At 63.5% G+C, this 16,771-nt stretch carries 15 protein-coding genes; 14 read left to right on the forward strand and 1 reads right to left on the reverse strand.

All coding sequences use genetic code 11. The features are described 5' to 3' along the window. Positions 1–32: 32 nt before the first annotated feature. From ACQR3T_RS02770 to ACQR3T_RS02815, 10 genes are all read left to right on the forward strand, one after another. Complete coding sequence (locus tag ACQR3T_RS02770; protein WP_230594469.1) at positions 33–1,217, forward strand: MFS transporter; 1,185 nt, start codon at positions 33–35, stop codon at positions 1,215–1,217. Positions 1,218–1,413: 196 nt separating this feature from the next. Further along, positions 1,414–2,685, forward strand: coding sequence for an NDMA-dependent methanol dehydrogenase (mdo, locus tag ACQR3T_RS02775; RefSeq protein WP_428692467.1), 1,272 nt, complete (start codon positions 1,414–1,416; stop codon positions 2,683–2,685). A gap of 82 nt (positions 2,686–2,767) precedes the next feature. After that, the gene (locus ACQR3T_RS02780; protein ID WP_428692468.1) at positions 2,768–3,805 is read left to right on the forward strand and encodes a MadB family AAA-type ATPase; all 1,038 of its coding nucleotides are present in this window, start codon (positions 2,768–2,770) and stop codon (positions 3,803–3,805) included. Next, complete coding sequence (gene madC / locus ACQR3T_RS02785) at positions 3,802–5,319, forward strand: MadC family VWA domain-containing protein (protein WP_428692469.1); 1,518 nt, start codon at positions 3,802–3,804, stop codon at positions 5,317–5,319. Before ACQR3T_RS02780 ends, madC begins: the two co-directional genes overlap by 4 nt. Before the next feature lie 178 nt (positions 5,320–5,497). Further along, positions 5,498–6,685: an iron-containing alcohol dehydrogenase gene (locus ACQR3T_RS02790; protein WP_428693039.1), complete on the forward strand. Its 1,188-nt coding sequence runs from the start codon at positions 5,498–5,500 to the stop codon at positions 6,683–6,685. Beyond that, positions 6,682–8,037: a MadS family sensor histidine kinase gene (locus ACQR3T_RS02795; protein WP_032376595.1), complete on the forward strand. Its 1,356-nt coding sequence runs from the start codon at positions 6,682–6,684 to the stop codon at positions 8,035–8,037. The genes ACQR3T_RS02790 and ACQR3T_RS02795 overlap by 4 nt, the downstream gene beginning before the upstream one ends. 23 nt (positions 8,038–8,060) lie before the next feature. Then, entirely contained in the window at positions 8,061–8,714 is a 654-nt protein-coding gene (locus ACQR3T_RS02800; RefSeq protein WP_032378026.1) for a MadR family response regulator transcription factor, read from the forward strand. A gap of 119 nt (positions 8,715–8,833) precedes the next feature. After that, positions 8,834–11,014, forward strand: coding sequence for a molybdopterin-containing oxidoreductase family protein (locus ACQR3T_RS02805; protein ID WP_428692470.1), 2,181 nt, complete (start codon positions 8,834–8,836; stop codon positions 11,012–11,014). Between the two features lie 34 nt (positions 11,015–11,048). Then, positions 11,049–11,363 (forward strand): ferredoxin, encoded by a 315-nt coding sequence (fdxA, locus tag ACQR3T_RS02810; RefSeq protein WP_428692471.1) that lies wholly within the window; start codon positions 11,049–11,051, stop codon positions 11,361–11,363. After that, a complete protein-coding gene (locus ACQR3T_RS02815) occupies positions 11,360–12,349 on the forward strand; it encodes an NAD(P)/FAD-dependent oxidoreductase (protein ID WP_428692472.1) in 990 nt (329 codons plus the stop codon). Before fdxA ends, ACQR3T_RS02815 begins: the two co-directional genes overlap by 4 nt. 18 nt (positions 12,350–12,367) lie before the next feature. On the opposite strand, the gene ACQR3T_RS02820 is transcribed toward ACQR3T_RS02815, so the two are convergent. Beyond that, complete coding sequence (locus ACQR3T_RS02820) at positions 12,368–13,330, reverse strand: helix-turn-helix domain-containing protein (RefSeq protein WP_428692473.1); 963 nt, start codon at positions 13,328–13,330, stop codon at positions 12,368–12,370. A 279-nt stretch (positions 13,331–13,609) separates the two neighbouring features. Between ACQR3T_RS02820 and ACQR3T_RS02825 the strand changes: the two genes are divergently transcribed. Genes ACQR3T_RS02825 through ACQR3T_RS02840 form a run of 4 tightly spaced genes read left to right on the forward strand, consistent with a single transcriptional unit; the run spans position 13,610 to position 16,730 of the window. Further along, positions 13,610–14,176 carry a molybdenum cofactor biosynthesis protein MoaE gene (locus ACQR3T_RS02825; protein WP_428692474.1) on the forward strand — a complete coding sequence of 189 codons (567 nt, stop codon included), beginning with the start codon at positions 13,610–13,612 and terminating at the stop codon, positions 14,174–14,176. Further along, positions 14,173–15,210 (forward strand): GTP 3',8-cyclase MoaA, encoded by a 1,038-nt coding sequence (moaA, locus tag ACQR3T_RS02830; protein WP_428692475.1) that lies wholly within the window; start codon positions 14,173–14,175, stop codon positions 15,208–15,210. The genes ACQR3T_RS02825 and moaA overlap by 4 nt, the downstream gene beginning before the upstream one ends. Positions 15,211–15,213: 3 nt before the next feature. Beyond that, on the forward strand, positions 15,214–15,471 hold the full coding sequence (locus tag ACQR3T_RS02835) for a MoaD/ThiS family protein (protein WP_428692476.1): 258 nt from the start codon (positions 15,214–15,216) through the stop codon (positions 15,469–15,471). Beyond that, positions 15,471–16,730, forward strand: a complete 1,260-nt coding sequence (locus tag ACQR3T_RS02840) for a molybdopterin molybdotransferase MoeA (protein ID WP_428693040.1) — start codon at positions 15,471–15,473, stop codon at positions 16,728–16,730. Before ACQR3T_RS02835 ends, ACQR3T_RS02840 begins: the two co-directional genes overlap by 1 nt. Positions 16,731–16,771: the final 41 nt, after the last annotated feature.

The following is a 16,771-nucleotide window of genomic DNA, read 5'->3' on the forward strand; positions in this document are numbered from 1 at the left end:
TTCGGAGTAGTACCGGAAGGACTGCGGTGAGGATGCCGCACCGGTACGCCTTCTGGGTTGTCGGCGTCGCCTTCATCGTTCTGATGGCGTCCTCGGCGGCACCGTCCCCGTTGTATCCGGTCTACCAGCAGGCCTGGGGATTCAGCGCGATCACGCTCACGGTCATCTTCGCCGTGTATGCACTTGCTCTGCTGCTCACGTTGCTCACCGTCGGCAGTCTGTCGGACCACATCGGGCGCAAGCCCATTCTGATCGCGTCGCTGCTGTTGCTGATCGTCAGCCTGGTGCTGTTCATCGTCGCCGACAGTGTGCCCCTTCTCATCGCGGCTCGCGTAGTACAGGGAATTGCTGCAGGCGCGGCCACGGGTGCGATGAGCGCAGCGGTCATCGATCTGCAGCCGAACGTATCGACCGGGCCGCTGCTCAACAGCATCGCGCCCTCTCTCGGGTTGGCGGGCGGGGCACTCGGTGCCGGGTTGCTGGTGCAGTTGGCACCGGCACCGGAGATCCTCGTGTTCGCTCTGTTGGTCGGCGCGGCGCTCGTCCTCGCGGTGGCGCTGCTGTTCGTGCCGGAGACGTCGGCGATGCGCGGCTTCGATTCTCGACGCCACCTCGCGTCGACGCTGCTGCCGCGAGCGTCGATTCCGAAGTCCGTGCGGGCACCGTTTCTTCTGATAGCGCCGGCTCTGTTCGCCACCTGGTCACTGGGCGGGTTTCACCTCTCGCTCGGTCCTTCGATCATCGGCACTGTCTTCGGTGTCGACAACCACATCGTGGGCGGGTTGGAGATCTTCGCGCTGTTCGGTTCGGGTTCGATAGCAGCTGCCGTGGTGCGCAACGGATTTCCTCGCAGGGTGATGATGATCGGCGCCACTGTGCTCGCAATCGGTGTGGCGCTGACCTTGGTCTCGGTCGAGATCGGCTCGATCGGGCTGTACTTCGTCGGTGCTGTGATCGCCGGGTCGGGTTGGGGAGCAACTTTTCTCGGCGCGATGCGCACGCTCGGTGCGCTCGTCCCCGCTGCGGAGCGAGGCGGAGTGTTCGCCACGACGTTCGTCATCAGCTACCTCGCGTTCAGCGTGCCCGCAGTGGTCGCCGGGCTGGCGGTGCACCGCCTCGGTCTGAGCACGACGGTGGAACTGTACGGAGGATTCGTCATCACGCTCGCGCTGATCTCGGTTCTCGGCTTTTCCATGGCTCAGCGTCGAGATCGCTAGTGCAGCAATCTCGGTCGAGTGGCCCCTACCGAGGATGAGCGAGGAGCCCTGCCCGATCGGGTAGTTCGGTGCGTCGTTGGCAGAGTTCGCCCGGCTGGGTGTTCCCATCGCGGTGCCGGGCAGTCAGTGTGGTCACCAGTGAGACGCCGATCACAGAGGAAGGCGTCTTCGACTCACACTCACCGAGGAGACACCGATGGTTATCGAGCTCAATCAGATCTGGGAATTTCCCATCAAGGAGTTTCACCCGCTGCCGCGCGCCAAGCTGGGAGTCGGTGCCCACGACATGATCGGTGTCGAGGCCAAGGAACTCGGGTTCAAGCGCTCGCTGCTCGTCACGACCGGTCTGCGCGGATCGGGCATCATCGAGGAACTGATCGGCAAGATCGAGTACCAGGGCGTCGAGGTGGTTCTCTACGACAAGGTCGAGTCGAACCCCAAGGACTACAACGTCATGGACGGCGCCGCGCTCTATCAGAAGGAGCAGTGCGACAGCGTCATCTCCGTCGGTGGTGGCTCGAGCCACGACGCAGCCAAGGGCATCCGCGTCGTGGTCGCTCACGACGGCCGCAACATCAACGAGTTCGAGGGATTCTCCAAGTCCACGAACAAGCAGAACCCGCCGCACATCGCCGTATCGACCACTGCCGGAACGGGTTCGGAGACATCTTGGGCCTACGTGATCACCGACACCTCGGACATGGAGAAGCCGCACAAGTGGCTCGCCTTCGACGAGGCGTCGACACCGACTCTGGCACTGGACGATCCGCTGCTCTACTACACCTGCCCCCAGCAGTGGACCGCGTTCTGTGGCTTCGACGTCCTCGCGCACGGTGCCGAGCCGTACGTCTCGCGTCTCGATTTCGCGCCGTCGCTGGGTAACGCGATCTACTCGATCGGCTTGGTGTCCAAGCACCTCCGCGAGGCCGTGTACGACCCGGGCAATCTGAAGGCTCGCGAGGGCATGATGAATGCCCAGTACATCGCCACGCAGGCGTTCAACTCCGGCGGACTCGGTGTCATCCACTCGATCTCGCACGCGATCAGTGCTTTCTACGACAGCGCTCACGGCCTGAACAACGCCATCGCTCTGCCGCGCGTGTGGGAGTACAACCTGCCCTCACGCTACGAGCGCTATGCGGAGATCGCCGTGGCCATGGGCGTCGACACCAAGAACATGACCACCGTTCAAGCCGCCGACGCTGCCGTCGAAGCCGCCATCCGCCTCGCCAAGGACGTCGGCATTCCCGACAACTTCGGATCGATTCGCTCGGCGACCTACGACAAGAACCGGATGAACACCGGCAAGTACTCCGGCAAGGGCGACGTGATCAAGGGCGACGAGAAGTCGGTTCTGAAGATCTCCGAGCACATCCAGGAAGACTGGTGCACCCCGGGTAACCCCCGTGAGGTCACCGTCGAATCGATGATCCCCGTCGTCTCGCACGCGATCAACGAGTCGTACTGATGCTTCGCAGTGGTGTGGTTATGTGCCCCGGGCGGCGCATAACCGCACCACTGCGGCTCCGCCGCACCACGAAGGGAAACACATGACCTCGCTGTCGACAGTGCGTAGCGACGACCCCGGCACCGTTCGATTCACCGATTCCGCCGATCTGCAGCGCGCGCTCGGGGAGCAGGACTACATCGCCGACGACGACCTCGCCACCGTGGTGCATCTTGCGACAGCGCTCGATCGCCCGCTGCTGCTCGAAGGCCCTGCGGGCGTGGGCAAAACGGAGCTTGCCAAATCCCTTGCTGCGGCCAGTGGCCGCAAGCTGGTGCGCCTGCAGTGTTACGAGGGTCTCGACGACAACCGAGCGCTGTACGAGTGGGACTACGCCAAGCAACTGCTGCACGTGCAGATGCTGCGCGAGCACATCGGCGCGCTCACCCAACACGTCACCGACATCGACGACGCCTCGAAGATGCTTGCGGCCAAAGACTTCGGTTTGTACTCCGAACCGTTCCTGTCGGTGCGTCCCCTGCTGGAATCGGTGCTGTCCGAGGAGCCGGTGGTTCTGCTCGTCGACGAGGTCGATCGCACCGAGGAGTCCATGGAGGCCCTGCTGCTCGAAGTGCTCGCCGAGAAGCAGGTGACCATTCCCGAGGTCGGCACCTTCACCGCACGCAGCGATCCGTGGGTGATATTGACCTCCAACGACACTCGTGAGCTGTCCTCGGCGCTCAAGCGACGCTGCCTGCACTTCCATCTCGATTACCCGACGGCTGCGCGTGAACGAGAGATCGTCACCGCTCGCGCGCCCGAGGTGCCCGCGCACATCGTGGCCGAGATCGTCGATTTGGCAACCGAACTGCGCGAACTACCGCTGCGCAAGAGTCCGTCGATCTCGGAAGTGATCGACGCGGCACGTATCGCGTCGGTTTTCGGTCATACCGACGAGACCCGCAAGTACCTGCTCGCGGCCCTGGTCAAATATTCGTCGGACATGAAGATCGCGATGGCGGGACCGATCGCGGAGACAACCCACGCACCGACATCGCTTGGGGCGATAGTCAACACGACCGCGACCGCATTTCGTGGGCACGGCGGACGCGACAAGGGTGGCATCGGAATACGACGATGACTGTGCACCGGACATTCTCGGCATCGGTGGTACTCGATGTCCTCGCCGCAGTGTTCGGGCGGACGCTGCGCCGCTACGGTGTCGCTGCGTCGCCGGCCGAGGTCATCGAAGTGCGACGCGTCCTCGGCCTTCTCGGTGCACGTGACCTGACGGTTCTGCGCGCGGCGTTGCGCGCGACGTGTGCGAAGTACGACCATGAACAGCATGGTTTCGATCTCGCGTTCGAGACGTTGTTTCGAGACGCGGCAGAAAGCGTTGTGGACGAGCATCGTTCGTCGGTCGGCGTGCAAGTGGCAGGCGGACTTCCCACGGACCTGGACGTGGGAGCGGACCAGGAGGCGGCGAAGTACGCCGAGTACAACGAGCGAGCCGTCGAGATCGGCGATCTGCTCGACGCTCCCGAAGCAGACAAGGGCTTCAACCCCCACAAGGACGACGACGACATCAGTCTGTCGTCCGAGGATCACGATCTGTCCATCGACACCGACGGCGACATGGGCCGACGGGGCGTCACCTACACAGTGGACCTCGAGCGTTCCGGGTCGACGGCGGCCGGGGAGTTGGCGTCGAGCACGAGTGGAGCCGTTGCAGGACAGCTGAACTGGGAGGATCCGGCCGGAATCCTGGCGTGGTTCGACGCATACGATCCGAGCAGCGTCTACGGTGACGGCGGCGATTCCGGCGAGCTGAGTGCGGCAATGTGGGATCGGATCACCGATGCCGTCGAGGCGTTCGTTGCGGCGCTGGGAGATGTGACCGGGACGATGTCGTCACCGGTGCCGGTCGACGGCGCGGTGCAGGCGATCGGCCGGCATGCCGAGATCGAGCGTGCGAGTCACGAAGTTCTGAAACACATGCGGGGAACTCCACGCCCCCGACCACGCGAACATTCACGCGGCCCACTCGACATGCGACGCACCGTCCGTTCCAGTCTGCGTACCGACGGAATTCCCTTCCGTCTGATGACAAATACACCTGTACCCGACAAGGTGAGACTGCTCGTACTGGCTGATGTTTCGCTCTCGGTGCGGCCGATCACCGCATTCACGCTCAGACTCGCGCAGGCCATGCATTCGCGCGCGCACCGGTGCACGGTGATGGGCTTCGTGGACGCGCCGGTGGACGTGACGACCACCTTGCTCGGTAGCACCGGCGACGGTGCGTTGGCAGCCGTACTCGCGGATGCTCGACTGGACCTCGAAGCCAGCAGCGATTACGGCAAGACCTTCACCGATCTCCTGGACTCGCACGGGGATGTGCTGAACAAGCGCACTGCTGTGATCATCGTGGGGGACGGTCGATGCAACGGACGCCCGTCCGGACTCGACGCACTGGAAGAGATTCGGTCCAAGGTGCACCGAATCGCGTGGATCACCCCCGAAGCTCGCCGCTACTGGGCGCAGGCTGCGTGCTCGATGGAGGAATACGAGCAGATCTGCGACCGGGTGGTGGTCGCGCGGGACGGGGAGCAGTTGACGGCCCAGGCGGCCGAACTGGGGCATGCGCTGTCCTGACCGGATCGCACCGGTACCTACCCGATCGGGTAGGTACGAACCTGGCCCGGTGCTGGTGGGATCGCACCCGTCCCGCTCGTAAGGTTGTAACCTGAATCACAGGTCCGGATAGTGTGGACCGAAGACAGCGAGGGTGTGAACGGTGGACCAGGCAGCTACGGCGAACGTCGGCAAGGCGCTGCACGACCTCGATGCGCAGCGCAGCAGGGCCGAGACACCGCGAGTGCTCAAGTTCCATGCGCCCGAGATCGTGTTCGGTCCGGATTCGCTGGGCGAGGTCGCGCACGCGACGCGCCGCCTCGGCGGGGTCCGGCCGATGCTCGTCACGGACTCGGGGCTGATCGACAGCGGCTGGGCAGGGCAGCTGGTCGACCTACTGGTTGCGCAGGGACTCGAGCCACAGGTCTGGAGTGCGCTGACACCCAATCCCAAAGATGTCGAGATCGAGGCCGGGCACGGTTACTACGCAGACTTCGGCTGCGACGTGTTGGTGGCCATCGGCGGAGGGTCGGTCATGGATGCGGCCAAGGGGATTGCCATCCTTGCGGGCAACGGCGGCAGAATCCTGGACTACGAGGGGGTCGATCAGGCCACTCGGCCGATCCCGCCGCTGGTGATGGTGCCGACGACATCCGGCACCGGGGCCGACGTCTCGCAGTTCTGCATCGTCACCGATACCGCACGCTCGACCAAGATCACCATCCTCGGCCGTGCCCTCGTTCCTGACATCACCGTGATCGATCCGATGTTGCTCACCACGATGCCCGAATGGCTCAACGCAGCAACCGGTTTGGATGCCCTGACGCACGGAATCGAGGCATTCGTCTCGCTGGGTCACAACCAGCTCACCGACCACCATGCCCTCCGAGCCATCACCATGGTGATGTCACAGTTGGCTCGCACCATCGACGAGCCCACCGACATGGCGGCGCGCGGGTCGATGGCGCAGGCAAGCCTGGAAGCCGGCCTGGCCTTCACCAACGCCATCCTCGGTGCCACGCATGCCATGAGCCATCAGGTGGGAGGACTGCTCGACCTCCCGCACGGAGTGATCAACGGGGTGCTGCTACCGCACGTCATCCGCTTCAATGCCGCGGAGGATCCGTTGCCCTACGTGGCCATCGCCACGAGCCTCGGATTGCCCGAGGGCAGGGCCAGGCCGGAGGAGGCCGCCATGGCCGTGGCAGACCGAGTCGACCGCCTCGCGCGTCAGGTCGGTGTTCCTACCGGTCTTGCGGAGATCGGTGTGAGCGAATCGGATCTGGATGTTTTGGCCACCAATGCATTACGTGATGCCTGCATGTCCACCAATCCACGGTCGGCCACGCACCGCGAAATGGTCGAGCTGTTCAGGAGTGCGCTGTGACATCCGGGCCCGACCTGTCGTTGCTCACCGGGCTCCGCTCGGGCAAGAACACGTTCTACCCCCAGTATCGCGGCGCGGCAGAACGTTTGGAACGTGTTGTCTATGCGCTGGAGCTGATCTCACGGGCGCTGGTGCGCACGGTAGACGGTCCGGAAACACTGGTGTGCGCGGTGGCGGAGGCCGCCCGCGCGCACCTGAGTGCGCGTTGGGTCGTCTTCGCACTCGCCGACGGCGCGTTCCCCGATGCCGGACCGCGCCGACTGGTACTCGGTCCCGACGCCACACCGTTTCTGGTGGACAACGTCGAGGGGCCACCGCTGCCGGACGACGTCGTCGATTGCCTCGAGTCGATCCGACAGTCGACGTGCGGCGACGGGCTGACCCCTGTGATCTCTGCTCATCATGCTTTCGTGCCGATCGCGTTCGACGGCGGCGTCGTGGGCGCCTTTGCTGCCTGGACCGGTGAGCAGCGGGTGCTGGACGCCACCGATGCCGCGGTATTGAGCATTCTCGCCAGCCAAACTGCTGTGGCCCTGCAGAATTCGGCTCTGTTTCAGAGTCGGCGGCATTTACTCGAGCGCACCGAGAGTGCCTATGCCGAGGCGAACCGAACAGCGGCAGATCTCGCAGCCCGCAATGCCGAACTGTTGCTGACACAACGGCAACTGGGTGCCGCGCATCGCCATCAGGTGCTCGACGACGAACGCCACCGCATCGCTCGCGAACTGCACGACAGCGTTACCCAGGCCGTGTTGTCCGCAGGTATGCAGATCGAAGTGTGTCGAAGCGCCATCTCGGACGAAGAGCGCAGTGGCAGGCTGGATCTTGCCAAGGATCTGACTCGTAGAGCTGTGGATCAGCTGCGGTCGGCGATCTACGCGCTCAATCACCCGCAGGACGCCGATCGGACGTCGCTTCCCGAAATGCTCGAACAGCTTTCCGTGGTTCACATGCCCGACGAACTGCAGGTCTCGCTGCGCGTGGAGGGAACTCCCGTCGAGTTGAGCAGCGAATGCGAGCACGCGTTGCTCCGCATTGCAGGCGAAGCATTGTTCAACACCGCGGTGCACGCGCATGCCTCGAGAGCAATTCTGCGTTTGACCTATTCGCCCGATCAGGTGCAGCTGTCGATTGCCGACGACGGCGACGGCGATCCGGCCCACTTGCGCATGATGCTGCACATGGCCGAATCCACCGACGTCGACGGCCGTCACCGCGGACTGGCGAACATGGCGGCCCGTACCCGCGAACACGGCGGGGTCCTCGAGATCCGCCGAGCCCGAACCGGCGGTGTGCGCGTTGCAGTGCGCATTCCGTTCCAGAACCAATCCGAGAAGGGCGAAACACAGTGAGCGTTCCGACGGTTCGCACGGGCATGGGGCAGGTGGCGGCACCTACGGTGCGCATCGTGCTGGTCGACGACCACGCAATTCTGCGGGACGGGCTGCGCTCGGTACTCGAACGCGAGTCGGATCTGACGATCGTGGGAGAAGCGTCCACCCGGGAGGAGGGGTTGGCCGTCGTCGCGCGGGTCGAGCCCGACATCGTGCTGATGGACCTCAAGCTCTCCGCCAGCTCGGACTACGAGGGGCTTGCTCTGTGCGCGCAACTGGCGAAGGCGCACAACGGAATCGGTCTGCTGGTGCTCACGACATTTCTCGACGACCGACTCGTGGTGGAGGCCGTGCACGCCGGGGCGCGTGGATACGTGGTCAAGGATGTCGACACCACCGAGTTGGTTCGTGCGATCCGTGCCGTCTCGCGCGGGGAGAGCGCCTTCGATTCACGCAGTGCCTCTGCCGTCGTTCGATCACTCAACGGCACACCGAGCAGCATCGAGCGCTTGACCGACCGTGAGCTCGAAGTGCTCAGGCTGCTCGCGACGGGCTTGTCCAACAACATGATCGGAACCCGACTGTTCATCTCGGCAACGACGGTGAAATTTCACGTCAGCAACATCATGCGCAAGCTCGCCGTCTCCCGGCGAGCCGAGGCGGTGTACGCAGCGAGTAAGCAAGGCTTGATCTGACCGCAGAGCCTTCGGGCGCAGAAAGCAAAGTAGACGGCGCTCGGTGTCCTGTCGAGAGCGTCCGGGCGGTGCAGGCTACGGATAACACACACCAGTGATATCCATGCCGAGGAGTACCCATGACGACTGTTCAGGACGACACGCGCCCACACGACGCTGCTGCTGACCGCCCCGAGGAGCTCACCGTCCTCGGGGCGTGCGGGCAGGACTGTCCGGATTCGTGCTCGATGGTGGTCACCGTCGAGGACGGTGTGGCGACGAGTGTCAGCGGGAGCAAGACCAACCCGTACACCAACGGTGGCCTGTGTGTGAAGGTGGACAACTACCTGGACAAGGTCTACAGCCCCGAGCGAGTTCTGTACCCGCTCAAGCGATCCGGACCCAAGGGCTCGGGAATGTTCGAGCGGATCTCGTGGGACGAGGCCGTGGCCACCATCGCCGAGAAATTCACCTCCATCGCCGAAGAATTCGGCCCCGAGGCGATCATGCCGTGCAACTACCTCGGCACCCAGGGGATCACGCAAGGACTGAACGTGGGGGATGCGTTCTTCAACCGGCTGGGGGCGACCGTTGCCGAGCGAACTTATTGCGACGCGGGGTCCTGTACTGCCTATGCAATGACGGTCGGCGACACGGCGGGTGTCGATCCCGAAAGCTTCGTCCACTCCAAGTTCATTCTGATCTGGGCGTCGAACATCATGAGCACCAATCTGCACCTCTGGCCGTACGTCGCCGAGGCCAAGAAGCGCGGTGCCAAGGTGGTGGTGATCGATCCGGTCAAGACCAGAACCGCGAAAGCTGCCAGCTGGTACATCCCCATTCGTCCCGGCACCGACGGCGCGCTCGCCCTGGCGATGATGCACGTGATCATCGACGAGGGTCTGACGGACGCGGATTACATCGAGCGCCACACGATCGGTTTCGACGAGTTGGCGGAGCGGGTGCAGCAGTACACCCCGCAATGGGCGTCCGAGGAGACGGGCATTCCGGTCGAGGACATCTACACCCTGGCGCGGGAATACGCACAGAGTCAGCCGGCCGTGATCCGCATCGGCGTCGCGATCGAGCGAAGCGCCGGTGGTGGACAGAGCGTTCGGGCAATCTCGTGCCTGCCATCGCTGGTGGGTGCCTGGCGTAAGCCCGGTGGCGGAATTCTCCAGCTACCCCTGTGGGCGTTCCCGGTGAACTGGCCCGAATTCCTGCAGACGGACCTGCAGACACCCGGCACTCGCGTGATCAACCTGTACCAGCTCGGCGAAGCACTGACCGGTGGGTTGAACCTGGACACGCCGCTCAAAGGTCTGATGGTCTACAACTCGAACCCGGTGGTGGTGTGTCCCGATCAGAAGCGAATGATCGACGGGCTCGGTCGCGAGGATCTGTTCACCGTCGTCAGCGACCATTTCATCACCGACACAGCCGATTACGCGGACATCATCCTGCCTGCCACGACCCAACTGGAACAGGACGACATCAACTTCTCCTGGGGTCATCTGTTCGTCACGTACAACAATCGATCGATCGAACCGCTCGGTGAAGCAGTCCCCAACACCGAGCTGTTCCGCCGGCTGGCGGCCGCGATGGGCTTCACCGAGCCGGTGTTCTCGCGTACGGACGAGGAACTGATCGCACTGTCCTACGACTGGAATGCCCCTGCAATGGAGGGCATCTCGATCGAGTCGCTCAAACAGCTCGGGTGGCAGCGTCTCAATCTTCCCGGACCTGACGAGTACGCACCGCACGCAGAAGGAAACTTCCGGACACCGTCCGGCAAAACGGAGTTCCTGTCCTCGGCAGCGGCGGGCGGCAACTTCGTGCTTCCTCTGTTCCGTCAGGGGTCGAACGATCACCAGCCCGGGCAGCCGGTGGATCCACTCCCGCACTACATCGCGCCACGAGAGTCGTCACGGACCAATCCGGTTCTGGCAGAAAAGTATCCGCTGAACCTTCTTACGCCCAAGTCGCATGCGTACTTGAATTCGAGTTTCGGAAACCTCGACATGCACCGAAAGGTACAGAAGGAGCCGACGCTGTTGATCAATCCTGTCGACGGTGAACACCGGGGAATCGTCTCCGGTGATGTGGTGCGGGTCTTCAACGATCGCGGTGAGTTCACCGTTGTTGCCAAGCTCGACAAATCCGTCATGGTGGGTGTCACGGTGTGTGCGATGGGTGCGTGGCGCAAGAACATGCTGTCGCTGTCGACCCCGGCATCGCTCAACCCGACAGTGTTCGCGGATCTCGGAAACGCTCCGACGTTCTCCGACACCCTGGTTCAGGTCGCAGCGCTCGACGTCTGACAACCCTTACTCCTACGAATACGAGGATTTCGCCATGGCTTACGTCGTTACCGAAGCGTGCATCGACCTGCTCGACAAGGCATGTACCGAGGAATGCCCCGTCGACTGCATCTACGAGGGCGCTCGGATGATGTACATCAATCCCGACGAGTGCGTCGACTGCGGAAAGTGCATGCCCGCCTGCCCGAACGACGCCATCTTCTGGGAACACAAGATCCCGGAAGAGCAGAAGCGATTCGTCGATATCGCAGTCGAATTCTGCGAGGACGCCGACGCGTCGGGAGGGGCGGAGGACCTCGGTCCGGTCGGCCACGACCATCGGGCCATCGACGAAGTGACGAAGAAGTGAGTGGTGCAACGGTTTCCGAGTGTGACCTGATCATCGTCGGCGCTGGTCCTGCCGGTCTGTACGGTGCCTACTACGCGGGTTTCCGAGGACTGACGGTCACCGTCATCGACGCCCTACCGCACCCAGGTGGTCAGCTGGCCGCGTTGTATCCGGAGAAGAAGATCTTCGACGTTGCAGGCTTCCCGGCAATCAAGGCACAGCATTTGGTCGACGCGTTGGTGGAGCAAGCAGAGCAGGCGAAGCCGACGTATCTGATGGGACACGTCGCGACAGAGCTCGAAGAATCCGAAGACTGCGTTCGGATCACGACGGACAAGGGCGTCACCGTGGTCGGGAAGGCCGTGCTGGTGGCAGCGGGGATCGGGAAATTCACGCCGAGACCGTTATCGACGGGATCGGAGTTCCACGATCGTGGGCTCCGCTACTTCGTGCCGAGACTGAACGAGCTGGCCGGCGAACACGTGATGATCGTCGGGGGCGGTGATTCGGCAGTGGATTGGGCTCTGAGTTTGGAGCCGATCGCGAAGTCGGTGGTATTGGTGCACCGCCGCAACGAGTTTCGGGCTCATGCTCACAGCTTGGGACTGTTGGAGCGGTCGAGTGTCGACGTCCTGACTCCGTACGAAGTCGAGGAGATCGCGGGATCGGGCACCGTCGAATCGGTGACGATCGTCGACGGTGCCGGAACCGAACGCCGTCGACTGGCAGTATCGAGTGTTGTTGCTGCATTGGGGTTCAAAGCAGCGCTCGGTCCCATCGGGACATGGGGGCTGGACAAGCACCAGCGCGATATCGCCGTCGACCGGACGATGCGAACCAACCGGCGACGGGTGTTCGCCGTCGGTGATGTTGCGGGGCATCAGGACAAGGTCAAGCTGATCGCGGTCGGGTTCGCCGAGGCAGCGACCGCGGTCAATCACATAGCACCGCTGGTGGACGGTTCGGCACCGATCGTGCCGGGCCATTCGAGCGACTCGATCCACTGAGTCGAGTCGCTCGTCGGGTCAGTACCTCTGCTCTCGGTCGGTCGGTCGTGTCGAACGCGTCACCGCACGTGGGTCGTCCGACCGGGCGCAGACACTGGCTCGGTACTGCCGCGGACTCATCCCGTACTGCTCCCGAAAAGCGCGGCTGAACACGGCGAGGTCCGCGAAACCCCATCGCCGACTGATCTGCCCGAGAGATCGGTCGAGGCTGATGCTGCCGATGATCTCGCGGCGACAGCGCTCGAGTCGTTTGGTTCGGATGGTGCGGGCCACCGTCGTGCCGCTCGAGGCGAACACTCGATGCAACTGACGGGTCGATACCAGCATCGCCGACGCGACCGACGTGGGTGAGAGCTCGGTGTCTGCGAGGTGGTCGTCGATGTACCGTTGCGCTGCTCGCACCAGCGCTACGCCTGGTGAGTCGATGGTCGAGTTCGAGGTGGTGTTGCGGGCAATCACACTGACGAGGTCGCCGACCTCGTCGGCTATGGCCTGCGCGCCGCTGATGTCCAGTGACGAGCGCGTCGAACCCAGGTCGTGGAGGAATCGCGCCAGGAGTCCGCTGAATCCGGCCGATCCGTCGAACGCCATCGCCGTCATGTCACTGGATTCGCGTGCATCGAGCCGAAGCATGTGACGGGGCCAGGTGAAGACTTCCAGCTCCCACTGATCGTCGTCGGGATGGCCGTCGATGATCCAATCGAACGGGCGCGAGGTGTCGTAGATGGCGAAGTCGCCGCGCGTCAACGTGCATTCGCGGCCGTCCTGCACGACGACTGCCGACCCACGCCTGATCATCCCGATCTGGACGTACTCGATGCGATCCTGCTCGATCAGCGAGTCGGTACGCGCGATGTGCTGCGTGGTGGATCGGACACTCGAAACCTGAAGGTGCGCAAGGGACATGGACCGAACAGCTCCGGTGAATCGACTGTCGGCCACGTCCGCGACGTCGAGTGCGACGAAGTGTTCGTTCAACATGTCGCACCAGTCGCCTCGGCTGGTCGTCCGAGTCGGGATCGAGAATCCGGATCGAGACAGCATGGGAACCCCTTGTCGTAGACGCTCACGGCGATGCAGGAGCTGTGTTCGAGGTTAGCGCGCAATGTTTCCGGTTGATGCGCTGTTCGTAACAATGCCGGAAAGTCCGATCACATCTGCATGCGGCAGTCCCTGCAGGTCAACTAACGGTCGCTGGCGGTCAAGTGACAAGCACATGTCTCGACCATTCTGAGGTCGGAACAACGAAAGGGGTGTGCCGTGGGCGAAGTCGACACTGTCCTACACCGGGACGAGAAAGCGAACGACAGCGAATCCCGCGCGGGTGACGTGTATGTCGCCGTGACCTCCGACGTGCTGTCGGTCGAGGCCGTGATCGAGTGGGCAACACTGCCGCGTTGCGGAGCCGTGGTCACCTTCACCGGGGTGGTTCGCGAGTACTCGAAGGACATCACGGGTCTGCGTGCAGACGGGGTCGTGGCGATCGACTACCAGTCCTACGAGTCGGTTGCGCGTGCGCGGCTGCTGGAGATTGCGGAGGTAGCCCAACAGCGTAGGCCCGGAATCGGACGTATCGTCCTGCTGCACCGGATCGCATCCGTCGCAGTCGGTGAGGCCAGCGTCCTGGTCTGCGTGTCCTCGGGCCATCGCGTGGACGCATTCCTGGCAGCTCAGTTCTGCATCGACATTCTCGAGGCGTGCGTTCCGGTGTGGAAGCTCGAACAGCGCGCCGCTGCCCAAACTTGGGTGAAGACAGGCGTGCAGATCGAGACTGTCGAACAGGCAGCCTCGCAGTGGTCGCCGCTCACGTGCGGGGTCGCTTCGTGAGTGACTCCGTGAGCGACGTCGAGGCCGGCACGAGAGACGTTCGGGGGCGACCACTTCGGGATCTACGTATTTCCGTCACCGACCGGTGCAACTTCCGCTGCGTCTACTGCATGCCCCGGGCCGAATTCGGTCCGGACCACGAATTCTTGAATACCGGAAAACTGCTGTCGTTCGACGAGATCGAGAGAGTCGCCCGCGCCGCCGCCACCATCGGCATTCGGAAAGTGCGCCTGACCGGTGGCGAACCTCTGCTGCGCGCCGGAATCGTCACGCTCGTCGAACGATTGAGTGCCATCGACGGTATCGATCTGGCGATGACCACCAACGGTTCTCTGCTCGGTGCCCACGCGGCAGCCTTGGTCGACGCGGGTTTGGGGCGCGTGACCGTCAGCCTCGATTCGACGGATCCGGCAACGTTCGCTCGGATGAGTGACACCCGGGTACCCGTGCAGACCGTGCTCGCCGGAATCGACACGGCGGTGCGGGCCGGAATGTCGCCGGTGAAGGTCAATGTCGTGGTGCGTCGCGGCGTCAACGAAGGTTCGATTCTCGCTCTGGCCGAGCGGTTCAGAGGCACCGGCGTCGTGGTGCGCTTCATCGAGTACATGGACGTAGGGGCAACGAATCGGTGGGAGTTGTCCGAGGTTGTCGACGTCGACTCGATAGTGCAGACGATCGGACAGGTCTATCCGCTGGCACCGGTCGACGCGGAGTACGACGGCGAAGTGGCGACTCGGTACCGGTATCTCGACGGTGGCGGCGAGATCGGTGTGATCGGGTCCGTCTCGGAACCGTTCTGCGGATCCTGCACTCGTGCACGGTTGTCCGCGGATGGAAAGGTGTACACCTGTCTGTTCTCCTCCACCGGCACCGACCTACGTGCGTTGCTGCGCTCGGAGGCATCGCAGGACGACCTCGTCGAACGCCTGTCCACGCTGTGGCTGCAACGCGATGATCGCTATTCGGAACTCCGAGCGGGAACGAACGACGGACCGGTGCGCGATCGCATCGAAATGTCCTACATCGGTGGATGATCGGTGAGTGGTGATCGTATGGCCGAATTGGTGATGTTCGCTGCGGCACGTCAGATCGCAGGTGAGGCGTCTCGAGATATTCCCGGATCGACGGTTCGGGAAGTGCTCGACACCGCCGTCGGAAGATACGGCGCATCCTTTGCGGATGTGCTTGCCGTGTCCAGGATCTGGATCAACGGGCAGTCTCTCGCGCGGGCAGAGGATTCTTCGTGCTGTGATACCGATGAAATCGCGGTCCTACCCCCGATCTCCGGCGGATGATGTCGACGACGGTCGACATCGTTCCTGCCCCTCTCCGGACGGTGGACCAACATCGTTGTGCGATAGCGAAACTGAGAGTAGCTGCGAAGGCACGTTCCGTGCCGATCGGCGATGCGGTGGGGGCGGTGCTGGCCGAGGATGTCGTTGCCGACCGCGCGCTTCCGGCATTCGACAATTCGGCGGTCGACGGATTCGCCGTTCGGGCTGCCGATGTCGTCGGTCCGGAACGTCTGCCCGTCCGGTTGCTCGTCTCCGCGTGCAGTGTCGCAGGGAGGCAAACGGCACCGCTGCACGTTCGTTCGGGCGAGTCGGTACAGGTCATGACCGGTGCCGTAGTCCCGCTGGGGGCAGACATGGTCGTTCCGGTCGAAGTGACCAGCGGGTTCGTCGAGGCGTTCGGAGTAGAGGAGGTGACGATTCACTCGGTCGACTCCAAGAGCAACGTCCGCAGTCGTGCGTCGGACTTCGAGGTCGGCGACGTTGCCGTCAGGGCCGGCACGGTGGTGACTCCGGCGCAGGTCGGTGTATTGGCTGCCCTCGGCCGCACTCGTGTGCTGGTCGAGTCGGCCCCGATCGTGGCGGTGCTCTCGACAGGATCCGAGATTCGAGCTGTCGGGACAGAACTCGAGCGGGGCGAATGCCACGACGTCAACTCGGCGATGCTCGTCGCAGATCTGCTTCGGTGCGGTGCCGACGTTCACCTCGAACCGGCCGTTGCCGACGACGTGAACGCGTGTCGGGCGGCACTGGCCCGATGCGCCGCGGTTGCCGACGTCATTGTCACCACCGGTGGGATCAGTGCGGGTACCGAAGAGGTGATTCGGCTCGCACTGCGGGGCCAGGATGTCGAATTCGTTTCGGTAGCAGTCAAACCGGGCAAACCTCAGGCCTGCGGGAAGGTCGAGGGAATACCGATCGTGTGTCTGCCCGGAAATCCGGTCAGTGCGTTGGTCTCGTACGAATTGTTCGTCCGGCCGGTGATCGTGGCGGCATTGCGAAACCCACAGGCAGGCAGGACGATGAGAACGGTCAGGGTGGATGGGGAGACGGTTCCCGCCTCGCCGATACCTCGGGTGATGTTGGGCGTCGTCGACGGTGAAAGCGCCGCGATCGTTCGATCGCACTCGGTCGGTGCGCTCGCCCATGCCAACTGTGTGATCGTAATTCCGCCCTCCGACGGCGGCCTGGGTCCGCCGGGTGAGTACCCCGCCTGGATGCTGGACTCGGTCGCGTCGACGCGGCGAGGTACCTACATCTGAAAACTCGAAGAATCTCTCCGCGACTCTCGCGTCGGTGTGAG

The organism is Rhodococcus sp. IEGM1428, assembly GCF_050321865.1.
GTDB lineage: Bacteria > Actinomycetota > Actinomycetes > Mycobacteriales > Mycobacteriaceae > Rhodococcoides.

Bases quoted from the DNA above. Each gene is read 5' to 3' on its own strand.
- ACQR3T_RS02770 (WP_230594469.1), top strand. From the start codon at position 33: ATGCCGCACCGGTACGCCTTCTGGGTTGTCGGCGTCGCCTTCATCGTT.
- mdo (WP_428692467.1), top strand. From the start codon at position 1,414: ATGGTTATCGAGCTCAATCAGATCTGGGAATTTCCCATCAAGGAGTTT.
- ACQR3T_RS02780 (WP_428692468.1), top strand. From the start codon at position 2,768: ATGACCTCGCTGTCGACAGTGCGTAGCGACGACCCCGGCACCGTTCGA.
- madC (WP_428692469.1), top strand. From the start codon at position 3,802: ATGACTGTGCACCGGACATTCTCGGCATCGGTGGTACTCGATGTCCTC.
- ACQR3T_RS02800 (WP_032378026.1), top strand. From the start codon at position 8,061: ATGGGGCAGGTGGCGGCACCTACGGTGCGCATCGTGCTGGTCGACGAC.
- ACQR3T_RS02805 (WP_428692470.1), top strand. From the start codon at position 8,834: ATGACGACTGTTCAGGACGACACGCGCCCACACGACGCTGCTGCTGAC.
- fdxA (WP_428692471.1), top strand. From the start codon at position 11,049: ATGGCTTACGTCGTTACCGAAGCGTGCATCGACCTGCTCGACAAGGCA.
- ACQR3T_RS02820 (WP_428692473.1), bottom strand. From the start codon at position 13,330: ATGTTGAACGAACACTTCGTCGCACTCGACGTCGCGGACGTGGCCGAC.
- ACQR3T_RS02840 (WP_428693040.1), top strand. From the start codon at position 15,471: ATGTCGACGACGGTCGACATCGTTCCTGCCCCTCTCCGGACGGTGGAC.